Origin of the sequence: Pseudomonas sp. C2B4, from assembly GCF_013359695.1 — a bacterium.
Taxonomy (GTDB): Bacteria; Pseudomonadota; Gammaproteobacteria; order Pseudomonadales; family Pseudomonadaceae; genus Aquipseudomonas.
Window position 1 is genome coordinate 95350 of record NZ_JABFMU010000012.1, and the last position, 19841, is coordinate 115190.

The 19841-nt window shown below is 59.7% G+C and carries 19 protein-coding genes; 8 read left to right on the forward strand and 11 right to left on the reverse strand.

Going from position 1 to position 19841, the window contains the following annotated elements; genetic code table 11:
* Positions 1-28 precede the first annotated feature (28 nt).
* Both recA and recX read left to right on the forward strand, forming a co-directional pair.
* Positions 29-1087, forward strand: coding sequence for a recombinase RecA (gene recA, locus HNQ83_RS11345; protein ID WP_175389028.1), 1059 nt, complete (start codon positions 29-31; stop codon positions 1085-1087).
* 8 nt (positions 1088-1095) lie between these two features.
* A complete protein-coding gene (gene recX / locus HNQ83_RS11350; protein WP_175389029.1) occupies positions 1096-1563 on the forward strand; it encodes a recombination regulator RecX in 468 nt (155 codons plus the stop codon).
* 43 nt (positions 1564-1606) lie between these two features.
* Here recX and HNQ83_RS11355 read toward each other — a convergent pair whose 3' ends face one another.
* Complete coding sequence (locus HNQ83_RS11355; protein ID WP_175389030.1) at positions 1607-2731, reverse strand: TIGR00730 family Rossman fold protein; 1125 nt, start codon at positions 2729-2731, stop codon at positions 1607-1609.
* A gap of 483 nt (positions 2732-3214) precedes the next feature.
* Between HNQ83_RS11355 and HNQ83_RS11360 the strand changes: the two genes are divergently transcribed.
* Positions 3215-3415: a hypothetical protein gene (locus tag HNQ83_RS11360; protein ID WP_175389031.1), complete on the forward strand. Its 201-nt coding sequence runs from the start codon at positions 3215-3217 to the stop codon at positions 3413-3415.
* Here HNQ83_RS11360 and HNQ83_RS11365 read toward each other — a convergent pair whose 3' ends face one another.
* On the reverse strand, positions 3416-3841 hold the full coding sequence (locus HNQ83_RS11365) for a PA3611 family quorum-sensing-regulated virulence factor (protein ID WP_175389032.1): 426 nt from the start codon (positions 3839-3841) through the stop codon (positions 3416-3418). It lies immediately after the preceding gene.
* A 186-nt stretch (positions 3842-4027) separates the two neighbouring features.
* Between HNQ83_RS11365 and HNQ83_RS11370 the strand changes: the two genes are divergently transcribed.
* The 3 genes from HNQ83_RS11370 to HNQ83_RS11380 all read left to right on the forward strand — a co-directional run bounded on the left by HNQ83_RS11370 (position 4028) and on the right by HNQ83_RS11380 (position 6050).
* The gene (locus HNQ83_RS11370) at positions 4028-4771 is read left to right on the forward strand and encodes a tRNA-uridine aminocarboxypropyltransferase (RefSeq protein WP_175389033.1); all 744 of its coding nucleotides are present in this window, start codon (positions 4028-4030) and stop codon (positions 4769-4771) included.
* A 190-nt stretch (positions 4772-4961) separates the two neighbouring features.
* Positions 4962-5612: a response regulator transcription factor ErdR gene (gene erdR / locus HNQ83_RS11375; protein WP_175389034.1), complete on the forward strand. Its 651-nt coding sequence runs from the start codon at positions 4962-4964 to the stop codon at positions 5610-5612.
* Positions 5613-5687: 75 nt separating this feature from the next.
* On the forward strand, positions 5688-6050 hold the full coding sequence (locus HNQ83_RS11380; RefSeq protein WP_095197038.1) for a diacylglycerol kinase: 363 nt from the start codon (positions 5688-5690) through the stop codon (positions 6048-6050).
* Here HNQ83_RS11380 and HNQ83_RS11385 read toward each other — a convergent pair.
* Positions 6047-6973, reverse strand: a complete 927-nt coding sequence (locus HNQ83_RS11385; protein WP_095197037.1) for a LysR family transcriptional regulator — start codon at positions 6971-6973, stop codon at positions 6047-6049. The genes HNQ83_RS11380 and HNQ83_RS11385 overlap by 4 nt on opposite strands.
* Before the next feature lie 133 nt (positions 6974-7106).
* On the opposite strand from HNQ83_RS11385, the gene fpr reads away from it, so the two are divergent.
* On the forward strand, positions 7107-7886 hold the full coding sequence (gene fpr / locus HNQ83_RS11390) for a ferredoxin-NADP reductase (RefSeq protein ID WP_003443014.1): 780 nt from the start codon (positions 7107-7109) through the stop codon (positions 7884-7886).
* 132 nt (positions 7887-8018) lie between these two features.
* Here the strand turns inward: fpr and tsaA are convergent, their stop codons facing one another.
* From tsaA to rimO, 6 genes are all read right to left on the reverse strand, one after another.
* Positions 8019-8717, reverse strand: a complete 699-nt coding sequence (gene tsaA, locus HNQ83_RS11395) for a tRNA (N6-threonylcarbamoyladenosine(37)-N6)-methyltransferase TrmO (protein ID WP_175389035.1) — start codon at positions 8715-8717, stop codon at positions 8019-8021.
* A gap of 187 nt (positions 8718-8904) precedes the next feature.
* Positions 8905-9675 (reverse strand): SDR family oxidoreductase, encoded by a 771-nt coding sequence (locus tag HNQ83_RS11400; protein ID WP_175389036.1) that lies wholly within the window; start codon positions 9673-9675, stop codon positions 8905-8907.
* Between the two features lie 204 nt (positions 9676-9879).
* A complete protein-coding gene (locus HNQ83_RS11405; RefSeq protein WP_175389037.1) occupies positions 9880-10350 on the reverse strand; it encodes a DUF1456 family protein in 471 nt (156 codons plus the stop codon).
* 75 nt (positions 10351-10425) lie between these two features.
* Positions 10426-11136, reverse strand: a complete 711-nt coding sequence (locus HNQ83_RS11410; protein ID WP_175389038.1) for an rRNA pseudouridine synthase — start codon at positions 11134-11136, stop codon at positions 10426-10428.
* Between the two features lie 102 nt (positions 11137-11238).
* Positions 11239-11712 carry a GNAT family N-acetyltransferase gene (locus HNQ83_RS11415; RefSeq protein WP_175389039.1) on the reverse strand — a complete coding sequence of 158 codons (474 nt, stop codon included), beginning with the start codon at positions 11710-11712 and terminating at the stop codon, positions 11239-11241.
* 112 nt (positions 11713-11824) lie between these two features.
* Complete coding sequence (rimO, locus tag HNQ83_RS11420; protein WP_175389040.1) at positions 11825-13162, reverse strand: 30S ribosomal protein S12 methylthiotransferase RimO; 1338 nt, start codon at positions 13160-13162, stop codon at positions 11825-11827.
* Positions 13163-13450: 288 nt separating this feature from the next.
* Between rimO and HNQ83_RS11425 the strand changes: the two genes are divergently transcribed.
* Entirely contained in the window at positions 13451-15352 is a 1902-nt protein-coding gene (locus HNQ83_RS11425; protein WP_175389041.1) for a potassium transporter Kup, read from the forward strand.
* Positions 15353-15603: 251 nt separating this feature from the next.
* Here the strand turns inward: HNQ83_RS11425 and HNQ83_RS11430 are convergent, their stop codons facing one another.
* Together HNQ83_RS11430 and mprF are read right to left on the reverse strand one after the other, a co-directional pair.
* Positions 15604-16893: a virulence factor family protein gene (locus tag HNQ83_RS11430; RefSeq protein ID WP_175389042.1), complete on the reverse strand. Its 1290-nt coding sequence runs from the start codon at positions 16891-16893 to the stop codon at positions 15604-15606.
* Positions 16893-19535, reverse strand: a complete 2643-nt coding sequence (gene mprF / locus HNQ83_RS11435) for a bifunctional lysylphosphatidylglycerol flippase/synthetase MprF (RefSeq protein WP_175389043.1) — start codon at positions 19533-19535, stop codon at positions 16893-16895. Before mprF ends, HNQ83_RS11430 begins: the two co-directional genes overlap by 1 nt.
* Between the last annotated feature and the right edge of the window lie 306 nt (positions 19536-19841).

Here is a 19841-nt window from a genome sequence, read left to right on the forward strand (position 1 = left end):
AGGCCTTATTGATTACGTGAGGACTTTAATGGACGACAACAAGAAGAAAGCCTTGGCTGCGGCCCTGGGTCAGATCGAACGTCAATTCGGCAAGGGTGCCGTAATGCGTATGGGCGATCAGGACCGTCAGGCGATCCCGGCCATCTCTACTGGCTCTCTGGGTCTGGACATCGCACTGGGCATTGGCGGTCTGCCGAAGGGCCGCATTGTTGAAATCTACGGTCCTGAATCTTCCGGTAAAACCACACTGACATTGTCCGTGATCGCCCAGGCTCAAAAAGCCGGCGCGACCTGCGCATTCGTCGACGCCGAACACGCCCTCGACCCTGAATACGCCGGCAAGCTGGGCGTCAACGTCGACGACCTGCTGGTTTCCCAGCCGGATACCGGTGAGCAAGCCCTGGAAATCACCGATATGCTGGTGCGTTCCAACGCGGTTGACGTGATCATCGTCGACTCCGTGGCAGCCCTGGTGCCAAAGGCTGAAATCGAAGGCGAAATGGGTGACATGCACGTGGGCCTGCAAGCCCGTCTGATGTCCCAGGCGCTGCGTAAGATCACCGGTAACATCAAGAACGCCAACTGCCTGGTCATCTTCATCAACCAGATCCGTATGAAAATCGGTGTGATGTTCGGTAGCCCGGAAACCACCACCGGTGGTAACGCACTGAAGTTTTACGCCTCGGTTCGTCTGGACATCCGCCGTACAGGCGCGGTGAAAGAAGGTGATGAAGTCGTTGGTAGCGAAACCCGCGTCAAGGTTGTGAAGAACAAGGTGGCTTCGCCGTTCCGTCAGGCCGAGTTCCAGATTCTTTACGGCAAGGGCATCTACCTCAATGGCGAGATGATCGACCTGGGCGTTCTGCACGGCTTTGTCGAGAAATCCGGTGCCTGGTATGCCTACAACGGCACCAAGATTGGTCAGGGCAAGGCCAACTCGGCCAAGTACCTGGCGGATAACCCGGATGTTGCCGCAGCTCTGGAAAAACAACTGCGCGACAAGTTGCTGTCTCCAGCAGCAGTAGCAGAGTCCAAGGCTTCTGCGGTCAAAGAGACCGAAGACGATCTGGCCGACGCTGATATCTGATTGATCCGATGATCGCCGTACTCGATACACTCGTCGCGGTGCGGCGAACCGCCATGGACCTGCTCGCACGACGCGAGCACGGTCGTGTCGAGCTGACGCGTAAACTGCGTCAGCGCGGCGCTCTCCCTGAAATGATTGAAACAGCGCTCGACCGATTGACGGAAGAGGGCCTGCTCTCCGAATCCCGTTACCTCGAAAGTTTCGTTTCCTACCGTGCCCGTTCGGGTTATGGCCCTTTGCGTATACGTGAAGAGCTGAGTCAGCGCGGACTGCAGCGTAGTGATATCGAACTTGCCTTGCGTGAGAGTGGTATCGATTGGCAGGCGCAGCTGGAGGACACCTGGCGGCGCAAGTTCTCCGGGCAGTTACCTATAGATGCCCGGGAGCGTGCCAAGCAAGGCAGGTTCCTGGCATATCGGGGATACTCCATGGAAATGATCAACCGTTTGTTCAGCGGCCGGGGAATGGACGATTGACTGAAACGGCTCGCTATTTCGATAGCGGGCCGTTTTTTTTGCCTTACGTAACCTTTGAGGGTTCCCGCGTGCGTTGTTGGGACTGGGGTTGCGGTTGCGGTTGCGCCCAGTTTTCCGGCAGGTTGATGTAGTCCACCAGCTCTCGCAACCGGCCATGGTCGCGGGCGTTGAAGGCAAAGGCCAGTCGAGCCAGATGGCTGAACTGCGCTTCATCGTGTTCTTCGCCGCTGTAGGCATGCTGGTGGAATTGGTCGCTCAGGCAGAGGTCGGCGAACGCCTCTTGCATGTGCTCGAGTGCCCGGTCACTGAGCTTGTGGTTCATGCGAATCAGGAACTGATGCTTGAGCCAGCGGCTGGAGTGGAAGTTGCTGTAGAACTGGTTGATGTGTTCGACGGCTTCCTCGGCACTGTATACCAGTCTCATCAGTTTCATGTCAGTGGGCAGGATGTAGCGATTTTCCTCCAGTTGCTGGTGGATGAAGTCCAGCGCCCCTTGCCAGAATTTGCCACCCGGCGCATCCAGCAGCACCACGGGCACCAGCGGGCTTTTACCGGTCTGGATCAGTGTCAGTACCTCCAACGCTTCATCCAACGTGCCGAAACCACCTGGGCACAGTACCAGCGCATCGGCTTCCTTGACGAAGAACAGCTTGCGGGTAAAGAAGAAGTGGAAGGGCAGCAGGTTGGTCGTCCCGTTGACGGTGGGGTTGGCGTGCTGTTCGAAGGGCAGGGTGATGTTGAAGCCCAGGCTGTTCGCCAGCCCGGCACCTTCGTGAGCCGCTGCCATGATGCCTCCACCGGCACCGGTTATGACCATCATGTCCGAGCGTGTGAGCGCTGCACCGAGTTCCCGGGCCAGTGCATACAGCGGGTGTTCTATGGGTGTGCGGGCGGAGCCGAACACCGTGACTTTGCGCCGCCCCTTGAACTGTTCCAGCACACGGAACGCGTGCTCCAGTTCCCGCAGGGCTTGCAGGGTGATCTTGGCATTCCAGCGGTTGTGGTCTTCCTGGGCCATGCGCAGCACGGTCAGGATCATGTCGCGGTAGATGGGGATGTTCGGGCTGTTGGGTGAAACCAGGTTGAGTTGTTCTTCGACCTTGCTGATGAGGTCGTGGCCGCTTTCCTGAAAATGACGGCTAAGGAGGTCATTCGGTTGGTAAGGCATTCAACTTCTCCTTCTGCACAGAACCCTCGGCCTCGACAAAACATGTGTCGACGCCACGACACTCCCTGTGTCGCTGTCTGCCCAGGCCCATGCCTGGGCGATCCACTCGACCCGAATGGTCATCGGGTCATCCATACAGGCCCTGTTTTCCCTTGGATGAAAGAAACATTCTCACAGCACAACACGTAACGGACAGCTCCTTTCCTGCCCGGAAAAGTGAACGTGGATACCCTGAAATCTAGACCCTCGCAGTGATTTGCGCTTGCTTGATCATTGCGCTGCAAAGTCTTTCCTGGCAACCGCTTATTGACGATTTGCAAGGTGGTTTCACCGCTCGTCTGAACGTGCGCCGCATGTCCTGCACTCTGATTTACTAAATTACAGGCAGCAAAAGACAACTTCGCGTCAAGGGCAGGGCGCAAGGGTAAAAGCGGTAGAAGGATTTATCGCTCAACGAGAGCGAGGTGCAAGGAGGCGGGATCCATGGCCAGAGTCATTCTGGAAATAGAGATCGATACGCAACTGTATCGACTGCTCAAATCGTCGGCCGAGACCAATCATGTGAGTCTCGAAGAGGAGTGCTGCCGACGACTGGAGGGGGCAGAGCGGCGCTCGCGCTATTTGCAGGCGTTATTGGCAGATCTGCGCGCCGAGGATGAACAGCGGCGCGCCAAATCCAGGTAATTACTTCTTCTTCACCGGTGTGGCTTTCGGGCAGTCCGATTCCTGGAAGCTTGCCGAGCCGACTGCGCGATTGGTTTTCACCTCGGTAAAGTCGTAACGCATGATCGCGCCTTTCTTCATCAGCTTGCGATACCCGTCGTTTCTGCAGACGGAGGCACCCAGCTGGAAGTACACCGCTTTCGGGTCGGCCCGCATCTTGTTGGCGTGGCTGCTTTGCACACTCAAGTGGTTGATCAACGTATTGCCTTCCACGGTGTAGCCCTGGTCAAGAATGTCTTCGTTGATGGCCCGTGGCGTGCCGACGCTGCTTTGTGCGGCGACGTTTCGCAGCTCTTTGTTCAGATTCTGCTCGCTCAAGGACGCAGCCTGAGCATTGAAGGACGACACCAGCAGAATGGCAGCGGTGGGAACGATAAGGCGCAGCATGAAACTCTCCTGGTTCAGTGACTGGTGGTTCGACCAGCCACGTGACTGTGCGTTCAGTGGCGGCGAATTATAGGGGAGCCCGTCTGGACGGTACAGGCTTGTGCCGACCGCTCTGGTAAACTGCCGGCCTTTATTGCCCTGAGTGCTATTCGTGTCGAGTTTCCCTGTCTGCCGGTGTTGTCCCCGATGAACCATGCTCCCAACGCCGTAGCCCGCCTGCGCGATCAACGCGAAGACGAAGGCATCAAGCCGATTCAGGCCCGTGGCTGGCGCGCAACACGTTGCCGTGCCTGCCGTGTGATCGAGAGCCATTGCCTGTGCGCCTGGCGCCCGCAGGTCGAGGCCCGTTCCGGGGTGTGCCTGATCATGACCGGCAAGGAAGTGTTCAAGCCGAGCAACACCGGTTGGTTGATCGCCGACGTGGTGCGCGATAACCACGCGTTCATCTGGTCTCGGACTGACGTCGATCAGCAGTTGCTGGCATTGTTGTCCGATCCGCAATGGCAACCTTACCTGGTATTTCCCGGCGAGTATGTCGAGCCCGAGCGCGTCACCCACAGCGTGGCGGTTGATAGCGCCAAGCGTCCGCTGTTCATTCTGTTGGACGCGACGTGGACCGAAGCGCGGAAGATTTTCCGCAAAAGCCCCTATTTCGACAGGTTGCCGATCCTCAGTCTGCTGCCCGAAAAACTCTCCCGCTATCAATTGCGCCGATCGACCCGAAGCGAACATCTGTGCACCGCGGAAGTCGCGGCGCTGTGCCTTGATCTGGCCGGCGATGTACAGGCGGCAACGGCACTGGATGCCTATTTCGATGTGTTCAGCCAGCATTACCTCGATGCCAAGCGGCAACTTGAAATGAACGTTGAAACGCCGGCCCATGCCGAGCTACTGCCATTTGTGCAGAGTGTCGCCCCTGTCATGGGCTGATTGTCGCCCATACTGCAAAAGTCTGTGCTGGCCATGTGGCTTGACCACCCCGGCTTCGCTGGGCATGCTTGGCGCCGATTGGGGCGCGGCCAAAGTTTGATACGCCGTGTGTATTGGTGTTGAACGTGCCCTGTTGGTGCAGCTGCGTGGCTGCGCCTCGAGTTGTTTGAAAAACAGGATCATTTGAAATATGGCCACATACGAAATCCTGATTGCCGATGACCACCCGCTTTTTCGTTCCGCCTTGCATCAAGCGTTGACCCTGGGGCTTGGCCCGGATGTCCGCCTGGTGGAAGTGGCGAGCATTGCCGAACTGGAAACCCGCCTGACCGAAAAGTCCGACTGGGATCTGGTCCTGCTGGATCTGAACATGCCGGGGGCCTACGGTTTTTCCGGACTGGTGCTGTTGCGTGGTCAGTACCCGCAGATTCCGGTGGTGATGGTCTCAGCCCAGGAGGAAGCCTCGGTGATGGTCAAGTCCCGGGAATTCGGTGCCAGCGGCTTTATTCCCAAGTCCAGTGACCTGAGCGTGATCCAGAAAGCGGTGCGTGCCGTACTGGATGGCGACGTGTACTGGCCACCGCAAGCGTTCGAAGCAGTCAGTGTTTCCGATGAAGCCAAGGCCGCCAGTGAAGGCCTTGCCAGCCTGACACCCCAGCAGTTCCGGGTCTTGACCATGGTCTGCGAAGGTTTGCTGAATAAGCAGATCGCCTATGAATTGAGTGTTTCCGAAGCGACCATCAAGGCTCACGTGACCGCGATTTTCCGTAAACTGAACGTGCGAACCCGAACCCAGGCGGCGTTGCTCCTGCAACAACTTGAGTCAATTTCGAGCCACTGAGGGTTGGCATCTTCACGCTTTTTTGACTTTGGTTAATCTAGCTTTCCCACTCCTTTTTGGTCAGTTGCCTACTCTATGTCCCCTTTCAAAGGCCAGACCGGCCTGAAACGCATCCTCAACGCCTCCGGCTATTCCTTTGATGGCCTGCGCGCTGCCTTTACTGGCGAAGCGGCTTTCCGGCAACTGGTGTTGCTCAACGTCATTCTGATTCCCTTGTCGTTCTTTCTTAACGTCAGCCGTGTCGAGCAGGCGCTGTTGATTGCGGTCTGCCTGCTGGCCTTGATTGTCGAATTGCTCAATTCGGCCGTGGAAGCGGCCATCGACCGCATCTCTCTTGAGCGGCATCCGCTGTCGAAGAACGCCAAGGACATGGGCAGCGCCGCACAACTGGTGGCATTGACCATGATCGCGCTGGTGTGGGCGGTGATTCTGCTTTAAGCGATGGTTGGCAGCACGATTTCGTCGCTGCGCTGGACCCCGGCGGTGAAAGCGCGGCACAAATCGAGAAACTCGCGCATCGCTGACGTCTGGTACTTCTGTTTGTGCCAGATGAAGTAGAACTGCCGGGCCAGGTCCAGGTCCGGCGTCTCTACCGGCACCAGGCTGCCGCGGCGGAACGCATCCCGCAGCGCCAATCGCGAGATACAGCCAATCCCCAGGCCCGACTCCACCGCGCGTTTGATCGCTTCGGTGTGCTCCAGTTCCAGGCGAATGTTCAGCGCACGATGGTGATGACGCATGGCCTGATCGAACGTCAGCCGTGTCCCCGATCCTTGCTCACGCAGAATCCAGGCCTCGTGGCTCAACTCGTCCATGGTTGCAGTGCCGCGTTGGGCCAGTGGATGCTGGGGGGCGCAAAACACCACCAGTTCATCCTCGACCCAGCTCTGCACTTCGATGTCCGGGTGGCTGCAGTCGCCTTCGATCAGACCCAGATCAATTTCGTAGTGGGCCACTTGTTGCACAATATTGGCGGTGTTCTGCACATGGAGCTTTACCTGGCTTTCCGGGTGGCGTTGCATGAAACCACCGATCAACAGGGTCGCCAGGTAATTGCCGATGGTCAGGGTCGCGCCCACCGCCAGTGAGCCGAATCCGGACTTGCCGTTGAGCAGGTCTTCGATTTCCTTGGCCTGATCGAGCATGGCGACCGCTTGCGGAAGCAGTTGCTTGCCGAGGGCGTTGAGGCTCAGCCGCTTGCCGGCACGGTCGAACAGCTGGCAGCTCGACTGGCGCTCCAGTTCGGTGATCGACGTGCTCGCTGCCGATTGCGAAAGGTTGAGCAGGCCCGCGGCACGGGACACGCTTTCCTGCTGGGCGACGGCGACGAAAACTTGAAGTTGACGGAGAGTAAATCGCATATCGATATAACCGATAACCCTTATCTTAATAATCCATTTAACAGATATTGTGACTGCCATTAGAATGCGATGCAATTGCGCGCCGTTCATCGAGTGCGGAGCATGCGCAGACAATCTCCAGGAGTCCCCGTACATGAGCAACATGAACCACGAGCGTGTCCTCAGTGTTCATCACTGGAACGACACTCTGTTCAGCTTCAAGTGCACCCGTGATCCGGGTCTGCGCTTCGAGAACGGTCAGTTCGTGATGATCGGCCTGCAACAACCCAATGGCCGCCCGCTTATGCGCGCTTACTCGATTGCCAGCCCGAACTGGGAAGAGCATCTCGAGTTCTTCAGCATCAAGGTGCCTGATGGTCCGCTGACTTCCCAGCTGCAGCATCTGAAGGAAGGCGACGAGATCATTATCAGCAAGAAGCCTACCGGCACGCTGGTGCTGGATGACTTGAAGCCTGGCAAACATTTGTACCTGCTCAGCACCGGTACCGGCCTGGCGCCGTTCATGAGCGTCATCCAGGACCCGGAAACCTACGAGCGTTTCGAAAAAGTGATCCTGTGCCACGGCGTGCGTTACGTCAACGAAGTCGCCTATCGCGAGTTCATCACCGAGCACTTGCCGCAGAACGAATTCTTCGGCGAGGCCCTGCGTGACAAGTTGATCTACTACCCGACCGTGACCCGCGAGCCGTTCGAGAACGAAGGTCGCCTGACCGACCTGATGCGCAGCGGCAAGCTGTTCAGCGACATCGGCCTGCCGCCGATCAACCCGCAGGACGACCGTGCCATGCTGTGCGGCAGCCCGAGCATGCTCGACGAGACCAGCGAAGTGCTGAACAGCTTCGGCCTGAAAGTCTCGCCGCGGATGCGCGAGCCGGGTGACTACCTGATCGAGCGTGCGTTCGTAGAGAAATAAGCGCACTGCTCAACGGCTGTGCTTTACCTGTGGGAGCGAACCTGCTCGCGAAGAGGATGTATCGGTCAGCATTGATGTTGACTGACACGCCCCTTTCGCGAGCAGCCTCGCTCCCACAGTCGTTTATGGCGTTCAAGCCTTTGCGGGAATGACTTCGAGCACTCGAATCGAATCCGGCGTCGGGTAATGCCAGCGCACATCCAGATCCCAGAATTGCGCGCCATATTCCCGTTCCGGCGCGGGTGACTGATACGCCGGACGCGGATCCTGCGCCAGGCATTGCTCAATCAGCTCAACCAACGGCTCTGCAAGGCGCTGAGCGTGCCCGTGAGCCTGTTGCAACGCGTTATCCGTCCACTGCACGGGAATCAACTGCGGCGCGGCGCTGGCGATGCTGTTGGAGGCGCTGTCGATGATGTCGGCGTAAGGCACGTAAGGCTTGATGTCGAGAATCGGCGTGCCATCCAGCAGGTCGATACCGGATATCCACAAGCGATCGGCTTCGACCTTATCCAGTTTGACAACGGATTGGCCAATGCCGTTGGGGCGGTGGGTGGCGCGGGTGGCAAACACGCCCATGGACTTGTTGCCGCCCAGGCGAGGCGGTCGGACTTTCAGGCGTGGCTTTTCTTCCAGGGCCTGATGAAACAGGAACAGCAGCCAGACATGGCTGACCTGTTCCAGACCCTGCACGGCATCGCCCTGATCGAATGGCGCCACCAGTTCCAGAACACCGCGCGCGGCCGGGGCCAGTTGCGGTTGTCGCGGGATGGCGAACTTCTCCTTGAAGCAGGAGCGTACGAAGCCGATGGGGGAGACGCTGTAGGTCATGGTTGGTGATCGAGGCGGGAAGAGGCGGGCATGATAACCCGATCGACCACGGCATCGGTGGTGCCTGTCACTCCGCCTTCGCGAGCAGGCTCGCTCCCACAGTAGCGCTCGGTCGTCGGCCACAGATTTTGTGAACAAAGAAAATCCCTGTGGGAGCGAGCCTGCTCGCGAAGGCCGCACCGCCGATCTAGAGGCTAAAACCGCCATCCAGCGGAATGATATTCCCGGTCATGTAAGCCCCTGCCGTACTCGCCAGACTGATCGCCAGCGCTGCCATCTCTTCCTCGCGACCCCAGCGCTTCATCGGGATCAGCGCGGTATCTTGTGCCAAGGCCTGTTCATCATTGCCGATGTGTTGGGTCATCTTGCTCGGGAAGCGCCCAGGGGCGATGACGTTGACGTTGATATGCTGGCTCACCAGTTCCCGTGCCAATATCCGCGACAGCTGATGCAGGGCCGCTTTGCTGGGCCCGTAGGCATACGCCTGTTCGCCAAAGGATGAAATTCCGGCCACCGAGCCGATGTTAATGACCCGCGCCGGATTCGCCGGGGAGCCGGCCTTGCGCAGTAGTGGCAGGAATTGCTGGATGCAGTTGAATACCGACGTCACATTGAGCTGCATGACCTTTTCCCAGCCCTTGATCGGGTAGTTCTCCAAGGGCGCCCCCCACGTGGTGCCGGCGTTGTTGACCAGAATGTCGAGGTGGGTGATGTGCTCGCCCATTCGCGTGGCCAATTGCAGCACGCCTTCTTCAGTGGCCAGGTTGGCCGCCACGCCATGGCAACGTCCAAGCAAGCCGAGTTCGTCAGCGGTTTGCTGGCAAGCTTCGGCATCGCGGGCGCAGACGTACACGGTAGCGCCTGCCTCGACGTAGGCCTTCGCGATCATTTTGCCAATACCACGGGTGCCGCCGGTCACCAGAGCGGTGCGGCCTTGCAGGGAGAAGTAGGGATGCATGGCGAGTCCTGAGAGCTGAGGGTCTTTACACCCTAGTCGTCAGCCGCGAAAAGCGGAGCCACTATTTTTGCGGGGAATGGAGGGCCATTCGGTCGTGTAGGAGCGAGCTTGCTCGCGATGGATTCGAGAACGCCGCGTTTATCCCGAAAGCCCGCGTTATCGTTTTCGACCATCGCGAGCAAGCTCGCTCCTACAGGGGGCCGTTTACTGCGGACGTACGCGCAAGGTCAGGCCCTTGAGGAAATTGCGCAGCAACTGGTCGCCGCACGGGCGGTAGTTGGTGTGGCCGAATTTGCGGAACAGTGCGCTCAGCTCAGGCTTGGACACCGGGAATTCAGCGGCCTTGAGAATCGCGTGCATGTCGTCCTCCTTGAGTTCGAAGGCCACGCGCAGCTTTTTCAGAATGATGTTGTTGGTCACCGGCACTTCGATGGGCATTGGTGGACGGCTTTCGTCCTTGCCGCGCTTGAAGATCACCAAGCCGTCGAGGAAGTGCGCCATGACTTCGTCCGGGCAGCGTACGAAGCCTTCCTCGTCTTCTTCTTTCTTGTCGAGGTACGACACCAGGTCCTGCAGGGCCACGTCCATGCCGCCGAGCTTGATGATCTCGATGACTTTCTTGTCGCTGATGTCGAGCATGTAGCGCACGCTGCGCAGTACGTCGTTATGAATCATGTGTGCAGTCCTGATATTCAGCTGTGGGCGTGGCGGCCAGGCGCGACGCCGAAATGTGTGGCGGCGTGGGACGCCTTAGAACTTCTCTTTGCCGGACAGGTAACGCCATTGTCCCAAGGGCACTTTGCCGATGGACACGCCGCCGATGCGGATGCGGCGGATGGCCACGACCTTCAGGCCGACAGCCTGGCAGAACAGGACGATCACGCCTGGTTGCGGGTTCTTCATGGCGAAGCGCAGGCGGTTTTCGTTCTGCCAGCTGGCCTTGACCGGCGGCAGTTCCTTGCCTTTGTAGGTCAGGCCGTGCTGCAAGCGGTTGAGGCCATGCTCGACCATGTCACCTTCGACCTCGACCACGTATTCCTGCTCGATCTTGCTTGCATCGGCGGTGAGCTTGCGCAGGATTTTCCAGTCCTGGGTAAACACCAGCAAACCACTGGCGTTGGGCTGCAGGTCGGTGCTGGCGGTAAGGCGCAGGAAGTGGCCACGCAGCGGACGTTTGCCGTAGCGGTGTTCTTCGCTCAAGGTTTCGGCACTGAGGGTGGCCATGGCGCTGTCCGCGTCCATGCCAGCGGGTACGTTGAGCAGAATGGTCACCGGCTCTGGCGCGGTGGCCTTGGCGTCCTTGTCGAGTTCGACTTTCTGGGTGTCGACCTTGAACTGCGGCTCGTCGATGACTTCGCCGTCGACGGTGACCCAGCCGCCCTCGATGAACAGCTCAGCCTCCCGACGGGAACAGCCGACGAGTTCGATGAGGCGTTTGGAGAGTCGAATCGGGTCAGTCATGACAGGGCCGTAACAAAAAAGGGGGGGCCATTGTACCTGCGTGGCGTCGGTTAATCCCGGAACCATTTTGCCGCAGGGCTTTTTTGTGGGAGCTGTGTTGTGTCAGCCATGCTTGGAACATTTCTGATCTTGGCGAAAACGCATGTGCAGCAACGGATACGGCTGCCCCATGCCATCGACTTCCGAACGGCCGATCACTTCAAAACCCTGCTTGAAATAAAACCCCAAGGCTTGCGGATTTTGCTCGTTGACGTCCAGTTCATCGGCGTTCAGGTGTTCCATGGCATAGCGCAACAACTGCTTGCCCAGGCCCTGGCCGCGATGGACGGGGTCGATGAAGAGCATTTCGATTTTGCCCGCCGCGACCCCGGCAAATCCGGTGATGCGCTGACGCGAGTCCCGGGTGCAGATCAGCATCACCGCGTCGAGGTAGCGGGTCAGTACCAGGTTCTTCAGCAGTTCGATGTAGCTGTCCGGCAGAAAGTCATGGGTGGCGCGCACTGACGCTTCCCAGACCTGTGTCAGTTCCTCGTAGTCGCTCAGTTTCGGTGTGTGAATGACCGAGTGTTGGCGCATGCCCGCCTGCCCCTTGTGTTGTTAGTGAGGAGAATCCATTCCACACAAAACGATAGCCGTAAAAAAGCCCCGCATCTCGTCAAGAGAGCGGGGCTTTTCATATTTTTTGCGTTTAGATCTGCTCGGCCCAGAGGTCGTATTCGTCGGCGTCGGTCACTTTGCACCAGACCTTGTCGCCCGGCTTCAAGTTGCTGCCGTTGTCGATGAACACGTTGCCGTCGATTTCCGGGGCATCGAAGAAGCAGCGGCCAACCGCGCCTTGCTCGTCGACTTCATCGACCAGCACTTCGATTTCACGGCCGATGCGCATTTGCAGGCGCGCCGAGCTGATTTCCTGCTGGTGCGCCATGAAGCGCTCCCAACGGTCCTGCTTGACGTCGTCCGGCACCACTTCCAGGTCCAGATCGTTGGCGGGTGCGCCTTCAACCGGCGAGTACTGGAAGCAGCCCACGCGGTCGAGCTGGGCTTCGGTCAGCCAGTCCAGCAGGTACTGGAAGTCTTCTTCGGTTTCGCCGGGGAAGCCGACGATGAAGGTCGAACGGATGATCAGGTCCGGGCAGATTTCGCGCCAGTTCTTGATGCGTGCCAGGGTCTTGTCTTCGAACGCCGGGCGCTTCATCGACTTCAGCACTTTCGGGCTGGCGTGCTGGAACGGGATGTCCAGGTACGGCAGGATCTTGCCGGCGGCCATCAACGGGATCAGCTCGTCGACGTGCGGATACGGGTAAACGTAGTGCAGGCGAACCCAGACACCGAGGGTGCTCAGGGCTTCGCAGAGTTCGGTCATGCGGGTTTTCACCGGCGCGCCGTTCCAGAAGCCGGTGCGGTACTTCACGTCGACACCGTAGGCGCTGGTGTCCTGGGAAATCACCAGCAGTTCCTTGACGCCGGACTTGACCAGGCGCTGGGCCTCGTCGAGCACGTCACCCACCGGACGGCTGACCAGCTTGCCGCGCATGGACGGGATGATGCAGAAGCTGCAGCTGTGGTTGCAGCCTTCGGAAATCTTCAGGTAGGCGTAGTGGCGCGGGGTCAGCTTGATCCCCTGCGGCGGCACCAGGTCGATCAGCGGGTTGTGATCCTGTTTCGGTGGCACCACTTCGTGCACGGCGTTGACCACTTGCTCGTACTGCTGCGGGCCGGTAACGGCCAGCACGCTCGGGTGCACGTTACGAATATTGCCTTCTTCGACGCCCATGCAGCCGGTCACGATGACCTTGCCGTTTTCCTTGATGGCTTCGCCGATCACTTCCAGGGATTCCGCCTTGGCCGAATCGATGAAGCCGCAGGTGTTGACCACCACGACATCGGCGTCCTGATAAGTGGACACGACGTCATAGCCTTCCATGCGCAGCTGAGTGAGGATGCGCTCGGAGTCGACCAGTGCTTTCGGGCAACCCAGGGATACGAAGCCAACCTTTGGATTGGCCGGCGCAGGAGTGGTGGACATGTCTAACCTCGGTATTTGTGACGCCTCCAGCCGACAACGGCAAGGCGACAAACGGACGCTTTTTCGCGTCTCTGATCAAAAAGTGCGCAATTCTAGCGATGGGAAGCGCTCTTGACCAGCTTTATGCAGGGAAATACGACGAGTGCTGCGCTATGCTTCGCGCCGTTGGGCTTTACCGATTTTTTACAGTCAACAAAACGACTGTAACAAGAGGTAAAACAGCGCATGCTGAACCACAAAGCATAGTGCTTCGTTTGAAGAAGCCGGTCTGGGAATCAGGAGTGTTGGATGGGTCAGGCAAGTAGTCACGCGGCGGGCGCCGGGCATTCGGCGGCGAAGCCGATCGGCATGCTGGTCGCGGCGGTCGGGGTGGTTTATGGCGATATCGGCACCAGCCCGTTGTATACCCTCAAAGAAGTGTTCTCCGGTGGCTATGGCGTGCCGGTGACCCATGACGGCGTGCTGGGCATTCTGGCGCTGATTTTCTGGTCGCTGATCTGGGTCGTGTCGATCAAGTACATGATGTTCGTGCTGCGCGCCGACAACCAGGGCGAAGGCGGGATCATGGCCTTGACTGCGCTGGCGCGGCGGGCGGCGGCGGGGCACGCCAAATTGCGGACCTTGCTGGTGGTGTGCGGACTGATCGGCGCGGCGCTGTTCTACGGCGACAGCATGATCACGCCGGCGATTTCCGTGCTGTCGGCCATTGAAGGCCTCGGGCTGGCATTCGAGGGTATCGACCACTGGGTCGTGCCGCTGTCGCTGGTGGTACTCGTTGCGCTGTTTCTGATCCAGCGCCATGGCACCGCGCGCATCGGCATCCTGTTCGGTCCGATCATGGTCACCTGGTTCGTGGTGCTGGGCGCGTTGGGTGTCCATGGCATCATTCAGCATCCGGAAGTATTGCAGGCAGTAAACCCGGTATGGGGCGTGCGCTTCTTCATCGTGCACCCGGGCATGGGCGTGGCGATCCTTGGCGCGGTGGTACTGGCATTGACCGGTGCCGAAGCCCTGTACGCCGACATGGGCCACTTCGGCCGCAAGCCGATTGCCCGTGCCTGGTTCATCCTGGTGTTGCCCGCGCTGGTACTGAACTACTTCGGTCAGGGTGCGCTGCTGCTGGGCGATCCTGAAGCCGCGCGCAACCCGTTCTATCTGCTGGCGCCAAGCTGGGCGTTGATTCCGCTGGTCGGCCTGTCGACCCTGGCCACGGTGATTGCCTCCCAGGCCGTGATTTCCGGGGCGTTCTCCTTGACCCGCCAGGCCATCCAGCTGGGTTACATTCCACGCATGCACATTCAGCACACGTCCAGCGCCGAGCAGGGCCAGATCTACATCGGTGCGGTGAACTGGTCGCTGATGGTCGGTGTGGTGCTGCTGGTGCTGGGTTTCGAGTCTTCCGGTGCCCTGGCTTCGGCCTACGGGGTGGCGGTGACCGGGACCATGCTGATGACCAGCATCCTGGTGTCGGCGGTGATGTTGCTGCTATGGAAGTGGCCACCGGTGCTCGCGGTGCCGGTCTGTCTCGGATTTCTGCTGGTAGACGGCGTGTACTTCGCCGCCAACGTGCCGAAAATCGTTCAGGGCGGCGCATTCCCGGTGATCGCCGGTCTCGCGCTGTTCGTGCTGATGACCACCTGGAAGCGCGGCAAGCAGTTGCTGGTGGAGCGCATCGACGAGGGTGGACTGCCGCTGCCGATCTTCATCAGCAGTATCGCCGTGCAACCACCGCATCGCGTGCAGGGCACGGCGGTGTTCCTCACCGCGAGACCGGACGCCGTGCCCCACGCGTTGCTGCACAACCTGCTGCATAACCAGGTGTTGCATGAGCAGGTGGTCCTGCTGACCGTGTTGTATGAAGACATCCCTCGAGTACCGCCAAGTCGGCGCTTCGAAGTCGATTCCTATGGCGAAGGGTTCTTCCGGGTGATTCTGCATTTTGGCTTCACCGACGAGCCGGATGTGCCGCAGGCGCTGAAACTGTGCCATCTGGCTGAACTGGACTTCAGTCCGATGCGCACCACGTACTTCCTCAGTCGCGAGACGGTCATCGCTTCCAAGCTCGAAGGCATGTCCCGCTGGCGCGAGGCGCTGTTCGCCTTCATGTTGCAGAACGCCAACGGCAATCTGCGCTTCTTCAATCTGCCGCTGAACCGGGTGATTGAATTGGGGACGCAGGTGGAAATGTAAGCACTGCCTCATCAAAAAGCCCCCGTCAGCCTTGCGGCTGCGGGGGCTTTTTTGCATTTCGGCAGACACCACAGTTCCCTTGTGGGAGCGAGCCTGCTCGCGAAGGCGGACTGACATTCAACATCAACGTTGTCTGAAAGGTTGCTTTCGCGAGCAGGCTCGCTCCCACAAGGGAGCTTTAGTGTCTGCGAAAATGAAAAAGCCCTCGCTATCGTGAAATGGCGAGGGCTTTTTGTGTGTGCTGGCTCAGATCACTCTTCAGCCACCTTGGTCTGGCGTTTCTCGATCACATCCACCAACCGTTGGGCCAGTTTCGGGTAGTTCTCGTCGAAATGGTGACCGCCAGGCAATTTGATGGTTTCCCCCACGGCGGTCTTGTCGGTGCAGCCGCTTTCGTCGATTTCTTCTTCACCAAAAATACACACCACTTTGGCGGGTGGCAGCTTGGCCATTTCCGGGCCGGTGGCGGCTTCCTTGCCGGCGTTGCCGAGCCAGCCTTCGACTTCGATTTCGAAGCTGCCGGTACGGGCGAAGGCCAGCAGGATGATCGCGTCGACGCGCTGCTGCTCCGACTCGGGCAAGCGGTTGTAGATCGCCGGCAGAACGTCGGCGCCGAACGAGTAACCGGTCAGGATGAAGCGCTTGGTGCCCCATTTCTGCCGGTAGTGTTGCATCAGTTCGGTCAGGTCCAGGGCGCTTTGCTCGGGGCTCTTGTGCTGCCAGTAGTAGCGCAGGGTATCGATGCCGACCACCGGATAGCCGATCTTGGCCATCTCGCCCGCGACATCGCGGTCCAGGTCGCGCCAGCCGCCATCACCGGACAGGAACAGGGTTACGGTGTCCTTTGCCTGGCCTGCTGGCACTTCGACGACCGGAATTTGCAAGCCGCCCGCGGCTTTATCGCCACCGACGAGAATCTTGCGCAGTTCATTGTTCAGCACTTGCGGCAGGTTGATGTCGTAGTCGCTGATGCTGGTTTCGGCGTTGGGTTGATCGCGCACGAAGCCGGCGCTGGTGTCGTCCGGGTTGTCGTTCCATGCCACCAGCCAGTGACCGTGGGCGGCGCTTTTCGGCAGCAGGTGCGTGCAGCCAGGTTTTTCCAGGGCCAGGTCCACCGAAACGGCTTGGGATTTATCGTCCTTCTGCTCGGACAACCAGCGCCAGGCCAATACGGCGCCCGGGCCGATGCCGCTGACCAGGGTCGCCGGGCCCTTGAGTTCTCTCAGACCCGTTTGCAGGGCGCGGCTTTGCAGCAGGCAGTCCTTGGGCAGGATCACTTGAACGATCTGCGCCGAGCCGCTGCGGCTCAGGGTCAACAATTGTTTGTCGCTGAGTTTTTGATCTTCGTTGACAGCCACCAGCACCTGGGCGCGTGGCGTGTTGCCGGGAATGACGCGGGTCATCGCAGGGCCGTCGGCCGGGTTCAGCTGTTCGAGGGTCGGTTCCGGTGCCGGGCGTTTCAGGTACCAGTAGCCACCACCGAGAATCAGGGCCAGCACAACCAGCGTGCCCAGTACGTAGCGCAAGGAGCGTTGAATCATCAGCGTTTCACCAATCCAGTCAAGCCGCCCGCGATCAGGGCAGCAGTGTCGGCCAGGGCCACCAGCGGATCGAGTCCGGCGGGCACGGCCATATAACGGGGTTCCCAGTCAGGCTGGAATTTGTCTTTGAAGCGGCGCAAGCCTTGGAAGTTGTAGAGCTGCTCACCACGGCGGAATACCATCGAGCCCAAGCGCTGGGTCAATGGTGCGCCGCGACGGGGTTGCAACCCCGACAACGGCACCATGCCCAGGCTGAAGCGCGCGTATCCATGACTCTTATAGTGTTGGATCAGGCCGACCATCATGAACTCCATGGTCAGCTTGGGGGCGTCCGGGTGCGCGCGCATCAGGTCGAGGCTGGCCAGGTCGTGGCCGTAGGTCTCGAGCAGGTTGGCGAACGCCACCGGGCGCCCTTCGAAACGGATCACCGCAATGCGAAAGTGCTTGAGATAGTCATCACTGAAACGGCCGAGGGAGAAGCCTTTCTCTCGCACGTTCTTGCCGGTCAGCCAGGCATCGGAAATCACCTTCAGCTCATCCATCGGCGCCTGGCCCGGCTCGAAGATCTCCAGCGACAGGCCATCGCGGGTGCCACGGTTCCAGGTGTAGCGCAGGTCCTTCATCTCTTTGCCCTTGGCTTCGAGATCAAAGCGCCTGAGATCGACCCGGGCTTCTTCACCGAGCTTGATCGCGGTCAGGCCGATGTCCATGTAGTACGGCAGGTTCTCGGCGCGTACTTGATAGAACACGGGCCGGGCGTGGTGGATGTCGCACAGGTCTCGGAATTGCCAGATCATTTCCGCCCGTTGCTGGCCCGGGCCGATCGGGTCGTACAGCGCCACGAGGCTGCGGCCACGGCGGGCGTACATCAGGAACGCTTCGTCGTTGGGATGAAACAGCAGCGCCTTGTCGCCGGTCAGGGCCAGGCCGCCATCCGGTTGCGCCGAAGCCATGAGGATCTTGCTGGCGCGCTCCAGTTCATCGGGTGTCGGCAGGTGAATCACCGGGCGCGCCGTGCGCAGCAACCAGGTCAGGGACACCACCAGCAGTAACACGGCGGCACCCAATAGCGAGCGCAAGCCACGGGGGGCATCGGCGTCGAGGGTGAACTGCCACCAGAGCTGATGGCTGTAGGGAACGTCCTGGTAGGCGAACAGCAGCAGCCACATCGAGGCGCCCAGCACACACAGGCTGGCCACGAGGTAAAGCGGTGAGAACGGCAGCTCGGTCAGGCGGCTCGGACGATAGAACGAGCGCCGGAAAACCCCGAGCAAGCTGGCGGTCAGGACCATCAGGCTGGCTTCTTCCCAGTCGAAGCCCTTGAGCAGGGAGAGCAGGGCGCCGACCAGCAACAGAATGGTGGTCAGCATCCACGCCGCCGACAGTCGGCGGCGCAGGCCCTGGGCCAGCAGCAGGCACAGCACGCCGATCAGGCTGGCGCCAAAGTGCGAGGCGTCGACCAGTCGGTGTGGGATCAGAAAGCCGATGTGTTCCAGGCGGGTATCGATTTCCGGGGTCGCACCGGAGAACAACAGCACCACGCCGGACAGGAACACCAGCACCGCCAGTATCGGCGCGGCCAGACCGGAGGCTGCACGCAAGGTCTGGCGCGTCTGGAACAGACGCTGGCCTTCGTTGACCAGCAACAGCAGGCAAGCCACCAGCATCGGCAGTACGACATAGATCAGGCGATAAAGCAGCAGGGCGGCCGCCAGTGGCGCAGCACCGAGTTTGTCGGAGAAGGCCGCCAGCAAAATCGCTTCGAACACCCCGACACCGCCCGGTACATGGCTGAGCACGCCAGCGGCCAGCGCCAGCAGGTAAACCAGGAGAAAGGCACCGAAGGGCGGCGCTTCCGGCAGCAACAGGTAAAGCACGGTCGCGGCGGCAGCCACGTCCAGCGCGGTAATCACCAGTTGCAGGAAGGTCAGGCGGCGTCCCGGCAGGCGCAAGGTACGCCGGCCGATCTGGACCAGTAGGTTATCGGCATAGGGTTGTTCCGGCAGGCGACGGCGATAGATGCCGACAGCCAGCACTGCAAACAGCAACAGCACGGTGCCTGCGATGGCGGCCAGCAGGGTTTCGGAGAGTCCCAGCGCCGCAGAGGCGCCTGGCAGGTTACTCAGCGTTGCGAGCGCGGCGAGCGGCGGCAGGGCGCAGCCGAGCGAAAGGCTGGCGAACAGGGTCATGTGGGCGACTTCAGTGGCCCCCAGCCCGTGACGCGCATACAGACGATAACGAACCGAGCCACCTGACAGCATCGAAAGACCGATGGCATTGCCGATGGCGAAAGCGGTGAAACCGCCCAGCGCGAGGGTTCGCGGTGCCAGGTTCACGCCGGCGTAGCGGCTGGCCGACCATTCGTAACCCAGCAAAATGATGAAGCCCGCCACGGTGGCGCCCAGCGCGCCAAGCAAGGCCGGTTTGGGGACTTCAAGAATCGAGTCGTGCAGAGCGTCCAGGTCGAGTTCGCTCAGCAGGTGGCGACAGGCAATCAACGCGATCGCAAACAACAGCAGCGTGACCGCCAGGCCGATGGGCTGACGGTATTTGCTGACACGATCAAGCAAGCGCAACCGCTCAGCCTTGATGGGTTGTGTTGCTGTAACGGTGTCTTGAGAGTCAGACGAGTTGGCGCGCATCAATCACCTCTTGGATTGTGCGCGACAGGATGGAGGTATCCAGCCAAGTTACCAATCCCTGTAGAAAAAAATAATCACAAATATTAACGCCTCTCACCGGGTGTCGGCGATGGCGCAGGCTGCAATTCAGCATAGCCTGAACTCAGCGCTTCGGAGACCACGAATGGCTTGCGACACAGTGACAGATCATTGTTGCGAAAGGACTTTTTCAACAGATACAAAAAAGGCCACTCTTTCGAGTAGCCTTTTTTGATGTTTGGTTGCGGGAGCCGGATTTGAACCGACGACCTTCGGGTTATGAGCCCG